Source organism: Allobosea sp. LjRoot9 (assembly GCF_964252745.1).
In the GTDB taxonomy this organism is placed as follows: Bacteria; Pseudomonadota; Alphaproteobacteria; order Rhizobiales; family Beijerinckiaceae; genus Allobosea.
Window position 1 is genome coordinate 76,997 of record NZ_CAXUPC020000014.1, and the last position, 15,182, is coordinate 92,178.

Below are 15,182 nucleotides of genomic sequence, written 5' to 3' on the forward strand. Positions count from 1 at the left end.
CCATCAAGCCGGCTTGTCGATCGGCTCGATATTGACGCCGACGCTCAGCCCGAGGAACGAACCCGTCCCCCCGGTGAAACTGCCGGACACCGGCGAGGCATCCTCGGGCACGCGTGCGACGGCGACGCGCAGAAGCTGCCTGTCAGCGACGAGATCGTTGGTCGGATCGAACTCCACCCAGCCATCGCCGGGGATGAAGACATCGGCCCAGGCATGGGTCAGGCCGATGCTGGAGACCAACCCGGCCGCGTCGGGCGAGCGGTCGTGGATATAGCCGGTCACGAAACGCGAGGCGAAGCCCATGCGCCGGGCGAGCTCGATGAAGAGCCAAGCATAATCGCGGCAGGAGCCGGCCAGTAGGCGCAGTGTATCGGCGGGATGCTGCGTGCCTTCGTCGAAGCGCACCGCATAACTCAGCCCGGCATAGATCGCATGGGCGAGGTCGCGCAGCAGATGCCCGGAGCCATGGCCGATGCGGGCACGAAAATCCACCAGCCATTGGTCGAGCAGGCCGTCGGGATCGGCGGCAGCGAGATCGAGATAGGGCTGGAGCACGGCGCGCTCCGCTTCGCTGTAGACGACGCCGGTCACGGCTGCGGAATTCTCGATCTCGCTGCGCAGCAAGGCCGAACCAAAGCGCTGGATCACCAGCTCGCTGACGATGTCGAGCGTATTGGCCGGCGCGTCGAAATTCGCGACCGCGACCGAATTGCCATAGGCGTCGTGCATCCAACGCAGCCGCGCCCGCGGAGCGATCGACAAGGCCGTGTCGACCACCCGCAGATCGAAGGAATCGCGCGGGCGCAGCATCAGCCGATGCGGCCCGAATTGCACCGGTGCGGCATAGCGATAGGTGGTAGCGTGGCGGATGCGCAGATACATCGTGTTCCCCAAGAGCATTGCGCGAAAAAGTGGGTACCGGTTTTTCGCGCAATGCTCTCAACTTTTAGAATCGATCACGCTTTTTCGCATTCGGACGATTCCGTCCGAATGCGACGTGATCTGGCGGCAAACCCGCGCACCCGCGACGACCAAAAAACAAGCCGCCCGGAGGCGGCTCGAAGTGCATCGCGCGAGGGAGCGCTGGGTTGTCAACGTGCAACCCTGAAAACGGTTCCTCCCCCGCGAACATAAATCAAATCAGCGGATAATCACCTTCGGGCCGCTCTCCAGCATGGCCTGCTGCGAGGTGGCGATGGCGCGCTTGGTGCGATCGACGACCTTCTGGCCGGGGTTCACGGCGGCGAAACGGATATCGGTCGGCTGGATATCGGTCGGCTCATGGCGCTGGATCTTGGCCTGCGCGACCGTGCTCGAGCTCTGGTCGCCGGGGCTCTGCCAATCCGCACCCATCGTCAGGCTGGCGACGGCCACGCCCATGAAGCCGAAGAACAGGCCAGCGCGTTTGATGGGGGCAAGGCTGTCATTCAACATCTGTCTCTCCCAACGCCACAACCAGCCACCATCAGCCGGTTTATGCAGGAGTTAACGCAAGGATCGCCTCACAGTTCCATTTCGGCACGATCGGGGCGCGGACCCGCGATCACGTCGACGTGAACCGCTTCCACTCAAGCCGCGTCGTCATTGGCGGAGCTGCGGCTGCGGAACAGCCGCCAGAGCGACTTCACCAGTCGCCGCGAGCTCAGACGAGCGCCGGCGAGGCGCTTCTCCAGCGTGATCTTGCGGTCGTGAAACTCCTCGAGACCGATCCGATGGCCGACGCTGATCACCGTCGCATGGGCGAGTTCGCCCTCGAACAGGTCCAGCAGGGAGTTCTGGCTGTCCTCATCGAGCGCCGAGGTCGCCTCGTCCATGATGACGATGTCGGGCTTCTGGATGAGGAGGCGGGTGAAGGCGACGCGCTGACGCTCGCCGCCGGAGAGGATCTGATCCCATTTGTCCTCTTCATCGAGGCGCTTGGCGAGATAGGCCAGCCCGCAGCGCTTCAAGGCGGCGAGGACGACATCGTCGGCAATCGGCATATCCGCTTGCGGGTAGAGCAGCACGGTGCGGAAGCTACCCATCGGCAGATAGGGTTTCTGCGGCACGAAGGCGATCGATTTGCCACGCGGCATCTCGATCCTTCCCGACCCCCAGGGCCACAACCCCGCCAAAGCGCGGATCAGCGTGCTCTTGCCGGAGCCGCTTTCGCCGACGATCAGCACCTTCTCGCCCAGTTCGATCACCACCGAGGCATCGGCGATCACCACGCGGCCATTGCTGTGGGCGATCGAGAGATTCTCGATATGGATCGCGCCATCCTCGCTCTCGCCGAGGCTGATCTGGGTTTCGCCTTCCATGATCGTACCGACATCGAGCGCCTCCAGCGCCTCCTGGAGCTCGTCGACGCGCGCCACGGAGGCGAACCACTCGGCCAGCCGCACGATATTGTCGACGAACCAGATCAGGGCTGCTTGCACGGCGCTGAAGGCTGCGACGACCTGCATCACGGCACCCAGCGTGACCTCGCCGGAAAGATATTTCGGCGCGATCAGCAGCAGCGGCACGATCGGAAACAGCGCGCCATTGGTGTTGAGCACCAGCGCGATGACGCCTTGCTGGCGGATGACGCCCAGCCAGGCTGCGACGACGCGACCATAATTCTCGCCGACGGAGGTCCGTTCGTCGGCGTCGCCGCGGATCAGCGCGATACTCTCGGCATTCTCGCGCAGCCTTGTCATCTCGGCGCGAAACTGCGCCTCCGCTTCGTTCTTCGCCGAGATGCGGCCGACCAGCGGCCCGCCGGCAACATAGGCGGCCAGCGAGGCGATGATCGCATAAAGGATCGCCGCGATCGCCATATAGCTCGGGATCACGATGTCCGCGCCGCCGAGCACGAAGCGGGCCGAGCCTGCGACATGCCAGAGGATGGTGGCGAAGGTCGCGGCGGTGACGGCCGCGCTGATCAGGCCGATCGCGAATTCGACGAGTGGCTCGATGGCAAGGCGGACATCCTCCGCGATACGATATTCCGGCGCGCTCTGCTCCTTGGCAGTGAACTGCATCCGGTAGTAGCGCTGGTCGGCGATCCACCAACCGGCGATGCGGCGCGTCAGATTTTCGCGCCAGCGCATCTGCAGCAGCATGCGGCTGATCACCAGCGCCGACAGCGTCAATGCCGAGACCGCGATGAGCAGCGGCAGCCAGGCGACCGTGCTCCAGACCGCCGCGACATCGCGCTTTTCGAGAGCGTCGAAGAACAACCGGTTCCAGGCATTGATTCCGACGGCGGTCGCGATCTGAGCCGCGACGAAGACGAGCACCAGGATTGTCAGCCCCCAGGCGCGCAGCCGACTTTTGCCAATCCAGAATTTCAATGCCGTCGCGAAGAAGCGACGCATACGCGAGCGTTGCGGGACACTCAGCGTGTCGGACATCCCTCGGCCACTCCAGAATCGTCAACGGCACCATGACGGACGCTGATTCAGAAACGTCCTGCCGCAGCGCAAGTTCCCCTGCCACTCCATGCATGCTGCGCCGCCGCGGGCCGGAACAAACGATGCCTTGCCGCGTTGTGTTGCCCAGCCAGACGCGCATGCCGGCGGCCATTGCGAGAGCGGATCAATCGAGACGATGGCGACTAGCGCGAATCAGAGCCGCATCGGTGTGCCCTGCCTGGCCTGTCCGCTCCGGCTCAAGCCGGCCTTCAAGGACAAGACCGACGACGAGGTGCGCTTCATTCAGTCGATGAAGATGGAGCATCGCCTGTTGCCGGCCGGCGCCGACATCATCCAACCCGGACAGGAGGACGCGGCGCTCTACACGCTCTTCTCCGGCTGGGCGTTCCGCTACAAATCCCTGCCCGACGGCCGGCGCCAGATCCTGAACTTCCTTTTGCCGGGAGACCTCGTCGGCTTGCAGGCCTCCCTGCTGAGTGCCGCTCAGCACGGCATCGAGGCCCTGACCGAGGTCGAGCTCTGCGCCTTTCCACGCAAGCGGGTCTGGGATCTGTTCGTGCGGATGCCGAGCCTGTCCTATGAGATCGCCTGGCTCGGCTCGCGCGAGGAGAGCCTGATCGACGAGAACCTGACCTCCGTCGGCCAGCGCAATGCCGCCGAGCGCATCGCGGCGTTGCTGATCTCGCTCCATCGCCGCGCCGACGCGCTTGGCCTGGTGAGCGAGAACAGCTTTCGGTTTCCGCTCTCGCAGCAGCAGCTCGCCGACGCGCTCGGACTCTCGCTCGTCCACACCAGCAAGACATGGGCGAAGCTGCGCCGGGCCGGCCTTTTCGCGATCTCGGGCGGGCGATTGACCCTACTCAATCCGCGCCTGACCGCCCGCATGGCCTCGCTGTTCGAACGCGAACTCGAGCCGAGACCGCTGATCTGAGGGCGCCTCCTGCCTCAACAAGCGGCAGGCTTTCGTGCCCTCAAGGCTCTTGAACCCTATATGTCGCGCAGGTAACGTCATTATTTCGTCATGGTTGCCGCATGTTGCGTCAGCACTAGGGGTCAAATGTCTCAAACTCTTCCCCATCGTCGCCCGCGCACCGGCTCTCTAGCTGCAAGGCTAGGCCAGTCGAGCATGGCGGTGCGCATCGAGGATGAGGTGCGCGTGACCGCTGCCGACCTCGTCGACAGCATGGCAGAGGCGCGCCTGAGAGTCGCTGCCGTGCGCTACAAGGTCGAAGGCGAGGTTCGCCAGAAGGCCGAGAAGTTCAAGACCCATGTTTCCAGGGTTGCCGGCGAGGCCAAATCTAAGCTGAGCGACGAAGCCCGTTTCATCAAGTCGTGGATCGACGATCCCGGCCGAACCGGGTCCGTGACGCCGTCCAGCCCGTTCCTGGCCCGGCGCATGGCGTCCTTCGTCGACCCCGCCATTCCCGGGCCGGTGATCGAGATCGGGCCCGGCACCGGACCGGTGACCGAGGCGCTGATCGAACGCGGCATCAGCGAGGAACGGCTCATCCTGGTCGAGTACAGCCCGGAATTCTGCGCGCTGCTGCGCCAGCGCTTTCCCCGCGCGACCGTGGTGGAGGGCGATGCCTATGCGCTTTCGACGACGCTGGCAGGCCATCTCCAGGAGAAGGCGATCGCCGTCGTCTCCAGCCTGCCCCTGTTCAATCGCCCGCCGGCGATGCGCAGCGCGCTCGCCAAGGACGCCTTCACCTTGCTGGTCGAAGGCGCACCCCTGATCCAGTTCACCTATTCGGTGATATCGCCCGTGCCCCGCAAGGGCTCCGGGCTGAAGGCCTTCGCCTCGGATTGGGTCTTGCGCAATATCCCGCCCGCGCGCGTCTGGGTCTACCGCCAGGCGACGTAGAGCCTGGACGTAGGGCTTGGCAGGCGGCCTTCCCGACGATCTGACGCCCGGACATAATCGCGCGCTTCATTGCATCCGCGCAATCATGACATCGCGCTCGGCGGTCTTGGCGTCGCGGGTGCAACGGCATAGCCTTCATGCCAGTCGCTCCCGATAGTCCTGATCCGACCGAGGCCGTCATGTCCGCACCCAAGATTCTCGTTTTCTCCGGCTCGTCGCGCCCCGGCTCGCTCAATGCGAAGCTCGCGGCCCTCGCGGCGAAGAAGCTTATGGCGGCGGGAGCGCAGGTCACGCTGATCTCGCTCGCCGATTACCCCTTGCCGCTGGTCGATGCGACGGGTTTCGGTCACGCGCCGCAGCCGGCCCATGACCTGCGTGCGCAGATCGACGCTCATGCCGGCCTGTTCATCGCCAGCCCGGAATACAATGCGGGTTATGCGCCGGCGCTGAAGAATGCGCTGGACTGGGCAAGCGTCGCCAGGCCCGGAGCGCCCGCGACCGGCCTCGCCGGCAAGGTCGTGGCGCTCGGCGGCGCCTCGCCGGGCGCTTTGGGCGCCTATCGCGGCCTGACGCAGTTGCGCACCGTGCTGGAGCTCGGTTTCGGCGCGCTGCTGATCCCTGAAATGGTCGCGGTCGGCGCCGCCGACAAAGCCTTTGGCGAGGATGGCGAGATCACCGACGCCCGCACCAGCGGCTTCCTCGACGCGGCTCTGGAGCGATTGATCAAGTTGTCCAGCCAGACCGCCTGAGCTCGACCCTCGTCACTGCAACTCGCAAGGCCCTTTCGCGGGCGAGAGCCGCCAGAGCATGTCGTCGGGCTTGCTCGGAATCTTGACGGCCTTGTCCGCGATCTCCTCGGCATCATAGGGGTTGGGGTTGGCGACGATGCCGTCGTTCCTGACGTCAAGCGTGCCGCCGGGGCCGGCGTCGATGCGCCAGGACCCGGCCTCCCATTCCGGCTGGCAGCGCAGGCCCTTGCCATTCGGCCGGCAGAAGCCACCAAGCTGATAGTCATAGCCCGTCGCCGCATTGCGTCGGCGCAGGTTGATGTAGAACTGGACATAGCTGCCGCCCGGCTCCGGCGGCACCGCATCGGGCAGGTGAACCAGCCGGATGCTCGCCACGCGCTGCCCCGGATGCGCCTTGAGATGGGCTGCGTCGTAGTCTCGCTCCCAGCAAGCGGCCTGTTTGGGTGGCAGCTCGCGTTCGAGCGGGCGCGCCAGGGCGGGCAAAGTGAGACAAAACCCCAGCATCAGGGCAGAGATCGCGGCCATCCGCATCGCATCGGCTCCCGGTGGTCTAGAGCATTTCCGCGTTTCTCTGAATCGCGGAAATGCTCTACCTCCTTGTTTTATCGCATTTTCTTCACGCGAACCGGCGTCCACTTCGCTCGAAAATGCCCTTATGTCCCGCACGGAAGATCACGACAGATCCGGGCGCGGCGCAACGGCTTTCATCCGGAGCCGCGCTTGACCCACCGGGATCACTCGGGCTTGTTGCGCCAGGACGGGCTGCAAGGTCGGACTGCAAGACCGGCGGGGATGGAAAGCTTGACGGACATAACCCGACTGGTCCGCGATATCGCCCAGGACATGGCGGCAGCCGAGGATCGCGGTGCGGTTGCGACCTATATTCCACCTCTGGCGACGATCGACCCCAGCCGTTTCGGGCTCTGCATCGTCACGGCCGATGGCGCGGTCCATGCCGCCGGCGACGCCGAGCAGGCCTTCTCGATCCAGAGCGTCTCGAAGGTGTTCGCGCTGACGCAAGCGCTCGGCAAGGTCGGCGACACGCTCTGGCGTCGCGTCGGCCGCGAGCCCTCCGGCACGCCCTTCAACTCGATCGTCCAGCTCGAGCGCGAACAGGGCATTCCGCGCAACCCCTTCATCAATGCGGGCGCGCTGGTCGTCGCCGACATCAACCTCGCCGGCCATGAGCCGCGCGTGGCGATCGGCGAATTGCTGCGCTTCGTGCGCTACCTCGCCGATGACGACGCGATCGCCATCGACGAGGCGGTGGCGCGAGCCGAACAGGCGACCGGATTCCGCAATGTCGCGCTCGCCAACTATATGAAAGCGTTCGGCAACATCCAGCACGCGCCGGAGCTGACGCTCGGCGTCTATTTCCACCAATGCGCTATCGCGATGACGTGCCGGCAGCTCGCCATGGCCGGGCGCTATCTGATGCATGGCGGGCTGTACCAACCCGGTGGCGCGCGCGTCGTCTCGGCCCAGCGGGCGCGCCGCATCAATGCGCTGATGCTGACCTGTGGCCATTACGACGCCTCGGGCGACTTCGCCTTCCGCGTCGGATTGCCGGGGAAATCGGGTGTCGGCGGCGGAATTCTGGCGATCGCCCCCGGCAAGGCCTCGATCGCGGTCTGGTCGCCCGGGCTGAACGCCAATGGCAACTCCAAGCTGGGCACGCTGGCACTGGAGCGCGTGGCCGAAGCGACGGGCTGGTCGGTTTTCAGCGCGATGAGTTGAGGCCTCCGGCTCTCATCTAAGAGTGCGAGCAGGATGGCCCGCTCAATAGTTGATCCGTGAAACCGCCCGGAGTTCGTCTGCTGTGGCCGCCGGAAATCCAAAGAACTCCAGATAGGCCGGGATCTGCTCGAACAGCATGTCGGTGCCGATTTGGAAGGCGCAGCCGCGGGCGCGGGCCGCCGCCAGGAAAGGCGTGATCTCCTGCTTCATCACGACCTCGCCGACAAAGGTCGAGGGCGCGATGCGCTCGACATCGACCGGCAACGGATCGCCCTCCTTCATGCCGAGCGGCGTCGCATTGACGACGATGTCGTAGCCGGCGGGGTCGTTGGAGCCGACCGCGACCTTGAGCTTGGGATAATGGGCGCGCAGGCGCTCGCCGAGGCCCCCCGCCATCGGGGTGTAGGCGTCGAACAGGCCAAGTTCGGCGACGCCGGCCCTGGCCAGCGAGGCCGCAATGGCGGAGCCGACGCCACCCGCGCCAACCACGAGCGCGCGCGCGCCCAAGAGCGTGCGGCCCTTGCGCAGGACGCCGCGCACGAAGCCTTCGCCATCGAACATGTCGCCGATCAGCGACCCATCGGGACCAAGGCGGATCGCGTTGCAGGCACCTGCGACCTTCGCCGTGGTCATGACCTCGTCCAGGAGCGCGATCGTCGCAACCTTGTGCGGCATGGTGACGAGCGCGCCATGAATATTGGAGAGCCTGAACAGCGGCCTGAGAAAGGCGGCATAATCCTGCGCCTTGCAGCCCATCGGCACGACGACGGCATCGATGCCGTGCTGCTCGAAATAGGGATTGTAGATCATCGGCGCCTTGAAGGACTCGGTCGGGTAGCCGAGATGGGCGATGAGCTTGGTCGTGCCGCGTATCATGGCGAACAGGCTTTCATGGTCTTGCTTTGCCGATTCTCATCCCGTGATCGTCACGGCCGCGCCCGAGCGCGCGCTCTGGCCGATCGCGTCCAGGGTCAGGGCGATGTCGATGGATTCGGCCGGCGTCGCGCCGGTCCAATGCGCGACGCCTTGGGTCACGAGGCGCTGGAAGGATTCGGCTTCGGCCAGGAAGCCGTTACCGGGTGCGACTTCGATGATCTCCGGCACAGCCGCGATGGTCGTGCCGCGCCGCAGCGTCAGGATCGGCGGGCCGCCGGCCGGGGGATGGTTGAGATAGCTGGTCTCGATCGTCCCGGCATCGCCGGCGATCAGGGCATTGCGATGATAGGCCGTGGCGAAGCTGCAGGAGATCTGCGCCAGCGCGCCGCTCGGGAATTCCAATGACGCCACGACGCTGAGATCGACGCCGGTCTCGCTCCAGCGGGCCATGGCGCTGACGCGCTCTGGCCGTTCGCCCGCGGCCAGCAGCGCCAGGCTGACGGCATAGCTGCCGGCATCGAGCAGCGCGCCGCCGCCAACCTCCGGCTTCAGGCGGATATTGCTCGGATCGGAAAAGGCGACGCCGAAGCTGGAGCGGATCAATTGAACCTTGCCGATCGCGCCTTCCGCCAGCAATTCGCGCAGCTTCAGGGTCTGCGGCTGGGCGCGATAGGGATAAGCCTCGACGAGATGGCGTCCGAGCCGCGTCGCGGCTTCGAACATGGCGCGCGCCTCGACCGCCGTCATCGCCAGCGGCTTTTCGCAAAGCACATGCTTGCCGGCTTCCATGGCGCGGATCGACCATTCCGCATGGAGCGAATTCGGCAGCGGATTGTAGATCGCGTCGATTTCCGGATCCGCCAGCAAGGCCTCATAGGAGCTGTGCGACCGCGGGATCCCGCATTCCTGCGCGAAGCGCTGCGCCTTGCCGGCATCGCGGCTGGCGACAGCCGCGACCGTCACGGTCTTTGAAGGTGCAACCCCGCTGGTGAAGGCGCGCGCGATGTTCGCCGCGCCCAGGACGCCGATGCGCAGCGGCCGCGATCCCGTGTCATCCATGATGCATCTCCTCAAAAAGGTTGTGGTCCGACCGCCAATGGCTCGCTGCGGTATCCCGGCGCTTCAGTCGGTCCGGACCATAGCGCCCGTCGCGGCATGGCGCATGCCGATCAGGCCGCCTTCTCGTCGATCAATCGCGCGACCCGCTGCAAGGCGAGCGTGTAGCCTTGCGTACCGAAGCCGGCGATGACGCCATCGGCCCGCAGCGAGACATAGGAATGGTGCCGGAAGGCCTCGCGCTTATGGACATTGGAGATGTGCACCTCGACGACCGGCGAATCGAAGGTGTTGAGCGCATCGAGGATCGCCACCGAGGTGTGGGTGAAGGCTGCCGGGTTGATGACGATGCCGCCAGCCTCCTCCCGCGCCGCGTGGATCCAGTCGATGATCTCGTATTCGCGGTTGCTCTGGTGGAAGCGGAGGTCGAGCTTCAATTCGCCTGCGAGCTTGCGGCATTCGGCTTCGACATCGGCCAATGTGACATGGCCGTAGATATGCGGCTGGCGCTTTCCGAGCAGGTTGAGGTTGGGGCCGTTCAGGACATAGACGAGGCGGCTCATCATCGGCTCCGGTCGCTGACGCGCAAGATTCTAAACGTTGAGAGCATTGCTTATGCGAAAAACCGGTACCCACTTTTTCGCGCAAGGCTCTAATGCCCACGCAGGATCTCGCCGAGAAACTGCTTGGTACGGGCGTGGCTGGGTTTGCTGAAGAAGATTTCGGGCGGGGCCTCCTCGACGATCTCGCCTGAAGCCATGAAGATGACGCGGTCGGCGACCTGTCGGGCGAAACCCATCTCATGGGTGACGCAGATCATGGTCATGCCCTCCTCGGCGAGCGCGACCATGGTGTCGAGCACCTCCTTGACCATTTCGGGATCGAGCGCCGAGGTCGGTTCGTCGAAGAGCATCACCTTGGGGCCCATGCACAGGGCGCGCGCAATCGCGACGCGCTGCTGCTGGCCCCCAGACAGCTGGGCCGGGTATTTGTCGGCCTGCTCCAGGATCTTGACCCGGTCGAGCAGGCGGCGCGCCGTGGCTTCGGCGTCCTTCCGGCTCTGGCGCAGCGTTCGCATCGGGGCAAGCGTGCAGTTCTGCATCACGGTCAGATGCGGAAACAGGTTGAAGTTCTGGAAGACCATGCCGACCTCGCGCCGGACGGCGTCGATCGTGCTGGAATCATCGCCGAGCGCGATGCCGCCGACGCGGATGGCGCCCTTCTCATAGGCTTCGAGATGGTTGATGCAGCGGATCAGGGTCGATTTGCCCGACCCCGACGGCCCGCACAGGACGATCTTCTCGCCTGTGCGGACCGAGAGATTGATGCCGGTCAGGGCCTTGAACCCGCCATACCATTTCTCGACGCTCTCCATCACGATCATGGGCGTGTCCGTGGCGGCGGGCGTAGTCGTGGCATGGCGGGTCATGACTGAGGGCTCCGGCTGCTGGAGGGGGGCGTCAGCTGACGACGAAGGAGACGCCTTCGAGGCTGGCGGGGAAGTTCGGCAGCGGCACCTTCATCCATTTCGCGTAGATCTTCGCGAGCTCGCCATTGCCCACGATCTTGTCGATGAAGGCGTTCGCCGCCGCGTTGATCTCCTTCTCGCCGAGCCGCGTGCAGGCCCCGTTGTAGAGCCGCGTGAATTCGAGCTTGTCTTCGAAACCATCGGGCTTCTGCGCATTGAGGCGCTGGACATAGAACATGTTTCCGCCCACGGCCTGGACCTGGCCCGAAAGCAGCGATTGGATGGTCGCGGCATCGTCGTCGAAGCGGCGGATCGTGGTGCCTTCGGGAGCATTCTTGGTGATCTGCGCGTCCTGGACGCTGGCGCGCGGCACGCCGATGACGAGCTTGCCCATGTCGGCATTGGCCTTCACCACGGTCGCCTTCGGCGCGACCAGCGTGATGTAGTTCGCGACATAGGGCTTGGAGAACTGCACCGCCTTGGCGCGCTCCGGCAGCATCGCCATGGTCGCAAACAGGATGTCGACGCGGCCGGCGGTCAGCGCGGGAATGCGATTGGCCACGGCGAGCGGCACGAATTCGACGGCAACGCCGAGCTCCTTGGCAAAGAGCTCGCCGACATCGGCGTCAAAACCTTCCTGCTTGCCGCTGGTGTTGACGAAGCCGAAGGGCGGATTGTCGCCCTGGATGCCAATCACGAGCTTGCCCTTGCTCTTGATCTCGGCCGGCGTGATCGCCAGCGCGGGCCGGGTCAGCAAAGCGGGCGCGGCGATGGCGACCGAAGCGCCGAGCAGCAGGTGACGGCGGTTCAGCGTCATGCGGGTCACATCAGTCATGGTCTTTACTCCCTGGGTTGGCTTCTTGTTGGGGCAGGCATGTTGAGTCAGGCATTGGCAGAGCGTTGTGCCGGCCGCCTCACCGCGTGGCCGTGGCGAGGCGGCGTTCGAGCCAGGCGCCGTAGAGCGACAGCGGCCAGCACATGGCGAAATAGAGGGCGCCGACGACGCCGAAGACGAGCAGGGGCTGGAAAATCTGGTTCGAGACGATGCTGCCGGCGCGTGCCAGCTCAGTGAAGCCGACGATGGCTGCCAGCGAGGTGCCTTTGATCAATTGCACCAGGAAGCCGATCGTCGCCGGCAGCGAAATGCGGATCGCCTGGGGCAGGATCACGTCCTTCATCCGCGAGACGTAATTCAGGCTCAGCGCCTTGGCGGCCTCGGTCTGGCCACGCGGCACGGCCTCGATCGAGCCGCGCCAGATCTCGCCGAGATAGGCGCTGGCATGCAGGGTGAAGCCGATCGCGACCGCGACCCAGGCATCGAGCTTCAGCCCGACAAGCGCCAGCCCGTAATAGACCACGAAAAGCTGCATCAGGAGCGGCGTGCCCTGGAACAGGCCGATATAGCCCGCTGCGACGCGCTCCAGCGGGGCGATGCCCGAGGTCCGCGCCAGCGCGACGATGAGGCCGGCAACGCCACCGCCGAGGAAGCCGATGGCCGACAGAGCCAGCGTCCACTTCAGGCCGGCGAGGAGGAAGAGGAATTCGTTGAGACCCATCACGCCCTCCCTCACTTGACCGGATAGCTGAGATAGCGCGACTGGATCAGACCGAAGATCCGCATCAGCAGCCAGGACATGACGAGGTAGAACAGCGTCACCGCGCCATAGACCTCGAAGCTGCGGAAGCTGTCGGATTCGATCCTCTGGGCGACCGAGGTCAGTTCATAGGCCGCGATCGCCGAGGCCACGCTCGTGGTCAGGGTCAGCAGGATGAACTGGCTGGTGAGCGAGGGGTAGATCGCGCGCAGCGCCGGCTTCAGCACGATGAGGCGGAAGACCTGGGCCTTGTGCAGGCCGAGCGCGAGACCGGCCTCGATCTGCCCCTTGCCGATCGATTGCACGCCGCCGCGGATGATCTCGATCGCGTAGGCGCCGCCATTGATGCCGAGCGCGATGATCGCCGTCGGCGTCGGATCGAGCCGGATGCCGGCGAGCGGCAGGGCGAAATAGATGAAATAGATCTGGACCAGGAAGGGCGTGTTGCGGATCAGCTCGACGAAGGCGATGACGAGCCAGCGCACCTGCCTGATGCCGGAATCGCGCAGCATCACGCCGCCGATGCCGATGATGATCGCGAGGATCATGCCGCCCAGAGCCAATCCGAGCGTGCCGAGACAGGCCGCCAGCAGGCTGGGCAGCCCGTCGATGACGGGCAAGAAGTCGAGCGTGTAGTTCACGGCGTTTTCCCTGGAGCGGCCAACCTTCTGAACGGGTCGGTCCGAGCATTATATCGTCATTTCCAGCGCCTCTGATCGGGCGCCTTGGCGGGAGCTCTCAAGCTCAGCGCGCACAGCACGCCATGCCTGCGATAGATCCGTGACTCCAATTGTACTGGATAGTTCAATTGGTCAAGTGAAATTAACTGCCTGGTCCATTTACAGCAGCGCCAAGCGCGCTAGGGTCGCGACCGGTTTGGAACGTTGCGAGATGAATCGGATGGTGACCGCCCCGCCCCTGCCGGCAAAGCGCCGCAAATCGGCGAGCTGGACGCAGGATCCCGAAGGGGTGCGCCGCGACATCCTCGCGGTGGCGCGCGCCGAATTCGTGGAGAACGGCCTCAGTGGCGCCCGCGTCGACGAGATCGCCGCCAAGACCTCCAACAGCAAGCGGATGATCTATTACTATTTCGGCGACAAGGAGGGGCTCTACCGGGCCGTGCTGGAGGAGGCCTATGCCCGCATCCGCACCTTCGAGCGCAGCCTGGATCTCGCAGCCCTGCCGCCGCGCGAGGCGATCGCCACGCTGACGGGCTTCACCTTCGATTATCACGCCGACAATCCGGATTTCGTCCGCCTCGTCATGGTCGAGAACATCCACCACGGCCGCCATCTCGCGACCTCCACCAAGATCAGCGTGCTGAACCTCTCGGCGATCGACATGATCCGCGAGGTCTATGAGCGCGGGCTGGCGGATGGCCTGTTCCGGGAGGGGCTCGACCCGATCGACATCCACCTGACGATCAGCGCGCTGAGCTTCTACAATGTCTCGAACCAGGCCAGCATCCGCCAGGTCTTCGGCCATGACATGGCAGCCCCCGATGCGCGCGAACGCCGCCGCCGCAGCGCCATCGAAACCGTGCTGAGGATGGTCTGCCGCTGACGGGCAATGATTGCGTGCCTGCGTCATCGCCTCAGGCCGATCCAACCAGATCGCGGGCCGCGATCACCGTCATCGCAGCGTCGAAGACGGCCTGTGCGTGCTCCAGCGCCGGGACGCCATGATTGGGCACCTCGACCGAGAGCGTCACATCGGCCGGGAGCTCGGCCAGCAGATTCTGCAATGGCAGGACGCCTTGCCCCGGCAATAACCGCCCGCCGCGCGCCTCCTGGATGATCGCCTCGACCGATACGGGCCGATCCGCACCTGCATCGCAAAGCTGGGCGCTCCGGATGAGATGTCGCGGCATCTCCCGCAGATCCGCCGGGGTTCCGCCGCCGCGCGCGAGATGCAGCGCATCGACGAGCACGCCGCCATTGGGACGGCCAGCCTCCAGCACGACCCGCGCGGCATCCTGTATGGTCGCCACCTGCCGCCAGGGCATGTTTTCGAGATCGACGCCCAGGCCGAAGCCAGCCGCCAGATCGCAGAGCCCGGCGAAGTTGGCGACAAGCCGGCCATGCTCGGGATCGTCACCGCAGACGCTCAGCCGCTGCGCTCCGAGTTCGGCCGCGCTTTCGAGAATCGGCACCAGGCTGACCGGCGAGAAGCTGCCGTCGATGACGACGAATTCGATATCGTGGACGCGCAGGCCCGTATTCGCGAGCAAAGCGCGCATCGCGGCCATCAGCGCGCTGCCCGGCCGGATCTCGTAGAACGGGGCGCCCGGGAAAGCCGGGTGGAGCCGCAACCCCAGCGTGGCGTAGCCGACCTCCGCGGCAAGGGCGACGAAGTCGAGCGGTGCGACATCGATCGTGGTGAAATGCGCGATCCCGAGTGGTGGCGGCGAGGCGGATGACAGCTGCATCAGGACCGCAC

The 15,182-nt window shown here is 65.2% G+C and carries 17 protein-coding genes; 5 read left to right on the plus strand and 12 right to left on the minus strand.

The annotated features are described in order from the left end of the window. Positions 1–3: 3 nt before the first annotated feature. The 3 genes from ACSQ3P_RS30750 to ACSQ3P_RS30760 all read right to left on the minus strand — a co-directional run bounded on the left by ACSQ3P_RS30750 (position 4) and on the right by ACSQ3P_RS30760 (position 3,377). Entirely contained in the window at positions 4–882 is an 879-nt protein-coding gene (locus ACSQ3P_RS30750) for a transglutaminase family protein (protein ID WP_436169213.1), read from the minus strand. A gap of 258 nt (positions 883–1,140) precedes the next feature. Next, a complete protein-coding gene (locus tag ACSQ3P_RS30755; RefSeq protein WP_436169214.1) occupies positions 1,141–1,434 on the minus strand; it encodes a hypothetical protein in 294 nt (97 codons plus the stop codon). 134 nt (positions 1,435–1,568) lie between these two features. Beyond that, complete coding sequence (locus tag ACSQ3P_RS30760) at positions 1,569–3,377, minus strand: ABC transporter ATP-binding protein/permease (RefSeq protein ID WP_436169215.1); 1,809 nt, start codon at positions 3,375–3,377, stop codon at positions 1,569–1,571. Positions 3,378–3,573: 196 nt separating this feature from the next. On the opposite strand from ACSQ3P_RS30760, the gene ACSQ3P_RS30765 reads away from it, so the two are divergent. The 3 genes from ACSQ3P_RS30765 (at position 3,574) to ACSQ3P_RS30775 (ending at position 6,011) form a co-directional block, all read left to right on the plus strand. Continuing rightward, positions 3,574–4,329 carry a Crp/Fnr family transcriptional regulator gene (locus ACSQ3P_RS30765; RefSeq protein WP_436169216.1) on the plus strand — a complete coding sequence of 252 codons (756 nt, stop codon included), beginning with the start codon at positions 3,574–3,576 and terminating at the stop codon, positions 4,327–4,329. A 195-nt stretch (positions 4,330–4,524) separates the two neighbouring features. After that, on the plus strand, positions 4,525–5,262 hold the full coding sequence (locus ACSQ3P_RS30770; RefSeq protein WP_310155937.1) for a class I SAM-dependent methyltransferase: 738 nt from the start codon (positions 4,525–4,527) through the stop codon (positions 5,260–5,262). A 179-nt stretch (positions 5,263–5,441) separates the two neighbouring features. Next, positions 5,442–6,011, plus strand: coding sequence for an NADPH-dependent FMN reductase (locus ACSQ3P_RS30775; protein ID WP_436169217.1), 570 nt, complete (start codon positions 5,442–5,444; stop codon positions 6,009–6,011). Positions 6,012–6,023: 12 nt separating this feature from the next. Here ACSQ3P_RS30775 and ACSQ3P_RS30780 read toward each other — a convergent pair whose 3' ends face one another. Continuing rightward, a complete protein-coding gene (locus ACSQ3P_RS30780) occupies positions 6,024–6,536 on the minus strand; it encodes a hypothetical protein (protein ID WP_436169218.1) in 513 nt (170 codons plus the stop codon). A 267-nt stretch (positions 6,537–6,803) separates the two neighbouring features. On the opposite strand from ACSQ3P_RS30780, the gene ACSQ3P_RS30785 reads away from it, so the two are divergent. Next, complete coding sequence (locus ACSQ3P_RS30785; RefSeq protein ID WP_436169219.1) at positions 6,804–7,748, plus strand: glutaminase; 945 nt, start codon at positions 6,804–6,806, stop codon at positions 7,746–7,748. 42 nt (positions 7,749–7,790) lie between these two features. Here ACSQ3P_RS30785 and ACSQ3P_RS30790 read toward each other — a convergent pair whose 3' ends face one another. The 7 genes from ACSQ3P_RS30790 to ACSQ3P_RS30820 form a co-directional block, all read right to left on the minus strand. Further along, positions 7,791–8,624, minus strand: a complete 834-nt coding sequence (locus ACSQ3P_RS30790) for a shikimate dehydrogenase family protein (RefSeq protein WP_436169220.1) — start codon at positions 8,622–8,624, stop codon at positions 7,791–7,793. 36 nt (positions 8,625–8,660) lie between these two features. Then, on the minus strand, positions 8,661–9,683 hold the full coding sequence (locus ACSQ3P_RS30795; protein ID WP_436169221.1) for a Gfo/Idh/MocA family protein: 1,023 nt from the start codon (positions 9,681–9,683) through the stop codon (positions 8,661–8,663). Between the two features lie 110 nt (positions 9,684–9,793). After that, positions 9,794–10,243 carry a type II 3-dehydroquinate dehydratase gene (gene aroQ, locus ACSQ3P_RS30800; RefSeq protein ID WP_436169222.1) on the minus strand — a complete coding sequence of 150 codons (450 nt, stop codon included), beginning with the start codon at positions 10,241–10,243 and terminating at the stop codon, positions 9,794–9,796. A gap of 89 nt (positions 10,244–10,332) precedes the next feature. Next, complete coding sequence (locus ACSQ3P_RS30805) at positions 10,333–11,064, minus strand: amino acid ABC transporter ATP-binding protein (protein ID WP_436169303.1); 732 nt, start codon at positions 11,062–11,064, stop codon at positions 10,333–10,335. Between the two features lie 76 nt (positions 11,065–11,140). Continuing rightward, entirely contained in the window at positions 11,141–11,974 is an 834-nt protein-coding gene (locus tag ACSQ3P_RS30810) for a transporter substrate-binding domain-containing protein (RefSeq protein ID WP_436169304.1), read from the minus strand. A gap of 88 nt (positions 11,975–12,062) precedes the next feature. Further along, the gene (locus tag ACSQ3P_RS30815; protein WP_436169223.1) at positions 12,063–12,704 is read right to left on the minus strand and encodes an amino acid ABC transporter permease; all 642 of its coding nucleotides are present in this window, start codon (positions 12,702–12,704) and stop codon (positions 12,063–12,065) included. A gap of 11 nt (positions 12,705–12,715) precedes the next feature. Beyond that, the gene (locus ACSQ3P_RS30820) at positions 12,716–13,384 is read right to left on the minus strand and encodes an amino acid ABC transporter permease (protein WP_436169224.1); all 669 of its coding nucleotides are present in this window, start codon (positions 13,382–13,384) and stop codon (positions 12,716–12,718) included. Between the two features lie 250 nt (positions 13,385–13,634). Here ACSQ3P_RS30820 and ACSQ3P_RS30825 point away from each other — a divergent pair, with 250 nt between their 5' ends. Further along, positions 13,635–14,306, plus strand: a complete 672-nt coding sequence (locus tag ACSQ3P_RS30825; RefSeq protein ID WP_436169225.1) for a TetR/AcrR family transcriptional regulator — start codon at positions 13,635–13,637, stop codon at positions 14,304–14,306. Between the two features lie 31 nt (positions 14,307–14,337). Here the strand turns inward: ACSQ3P_RS30825 and ACSQ3P_RS30830 are convergent, their stop codons facing one another. Further along, the gene (locus ACSQ3P_RS30830; protein ID WP_436169226.1) at positions 14,338–15,171 is read right to left on the minus strand and encodes a sugar phosphate isomerase/epimerase family protein; all 834 of its coding nucleotides are present in this window, start codon (positions 15,169–15,171) and stop codon (positions 14,338–14,340) included. Between the last annotated feature and the right edge of the window lie 11 nt (positions 15,172–15,182).

Excerpts from the sequence above, each read along its gene's own strand:
- ACSQ3P_RS30790 (WP_436169220.1), bottom strand. The coding sequence starts at position 8,624 with ATGATACGCGGCACGACCAAGCTCATCGCCCATCTCGGCTACCCGACC.
- ACSQ3P_RS30795 (WP_436169221.1), bottom strand. The coding sequence starts at position 9,683 with ATGGATGACACGGGATCGCGGCCGCTGCGCATCGGCGTCCTGGGCGCG.
- ACSQ3P_RS30815 (WP_436169223.1), bottom strand. The coding sequence starts at position 12,704 with ATGGGTCTCAACGAATTCCTCTTCCTCCTCGCCGGCCTGAAGTGGACG.
- ACSQ3P_RS30755 (WP_436169214.1), bottom strand. The coding sequence starts at position 1,434 with ATGTTGAATGACAGCCTTGCCCCCATCAAACGCGCTGGCCTGTTCTTC.
- ACSQ3P_RS30750 (WP_436169213.1), bottom strand. The coding sequence starts at position 882 with ATGTATCTGCGCATCCGCCACGCTACCACCTATCGCTATGCCGCACCG.
- ACSQ3P_RS30825 (WP_436169225.1), top strand. The coding sequence starts at position 13,635 with ATGAATCGGATGGTGACCGCCCCGCCCCTGCCGGCAAAGCGCCGCAAA.
- aroQ (WP_436169222.1), bottom strand. The coding sequence starts at position 10,243 with ATGAGCCGCCTCGTCTATGTCCTGAACGGCCCCAACCTCAACCTGCTC.
- ACSQ3P_RS30770 (WP_310155937.1), top strand. The coding sequence starts at position 4,525 with ATGGCGGTGCGCATCGAGGATGAGGTGCGCGTGACCGCTGCCGACCTC.
- ACSQ3P_RS30830 (WP_436169226.1), bottom strand. The coding sequence starts at position 15,171 with ATGCAGCTGTCATCCGCCTCGCCGCCACCACTCGGGATCGCGCATTTC.
- ACSQ3P_RS30785 (WP_436169219.1), top strand. The coding sequence starts at position 6,804 with ATGGAAAGCTTGACGGACATAACCCGACTGGTCCGCGATATCGCCCAG.
- ACSQ3P_RS30760 (WP_436169215.1), bottom strand. The coding sequence starts at position 3,377 with ATGTCCGACACGCTGAGTGTCCCGCAACGCTCGCGTATGCGTCGCTTC.
- ACSQ3P_RS30780 (WP_436169218.1), bottom strand. The coding sequence starts at position 6,536 with ATGGCCGCGATCTCTGCCCTGATGCTGGGGTTTTGTCTCACTTTGCCC.
- ACSQ3P_RS30775 (WP_436169217.1), top strand. The coding sequence starts at position 5,442 with ATGTCCGCACCCAAGATTCTCGTTTTCTCCGGCTCGTCGCGCCCCGGC.
- ACSQ3P_RS30805 (WP_436169303.1), bottom strand. The coding sequence starts at position 11,064 with ATGATCGTGATGGAGAGCGTCGAGAAATGGTATGGCGGGTTCAAGGCC.
- ACSQ3P_RS30765 (WP_436169216.1), top strand. The coding sequence starts at position 3,574 with ATGGCGACTAGCGCGAATCAGAGCCGCATCGGTGTGCCCTGCCTGGCC.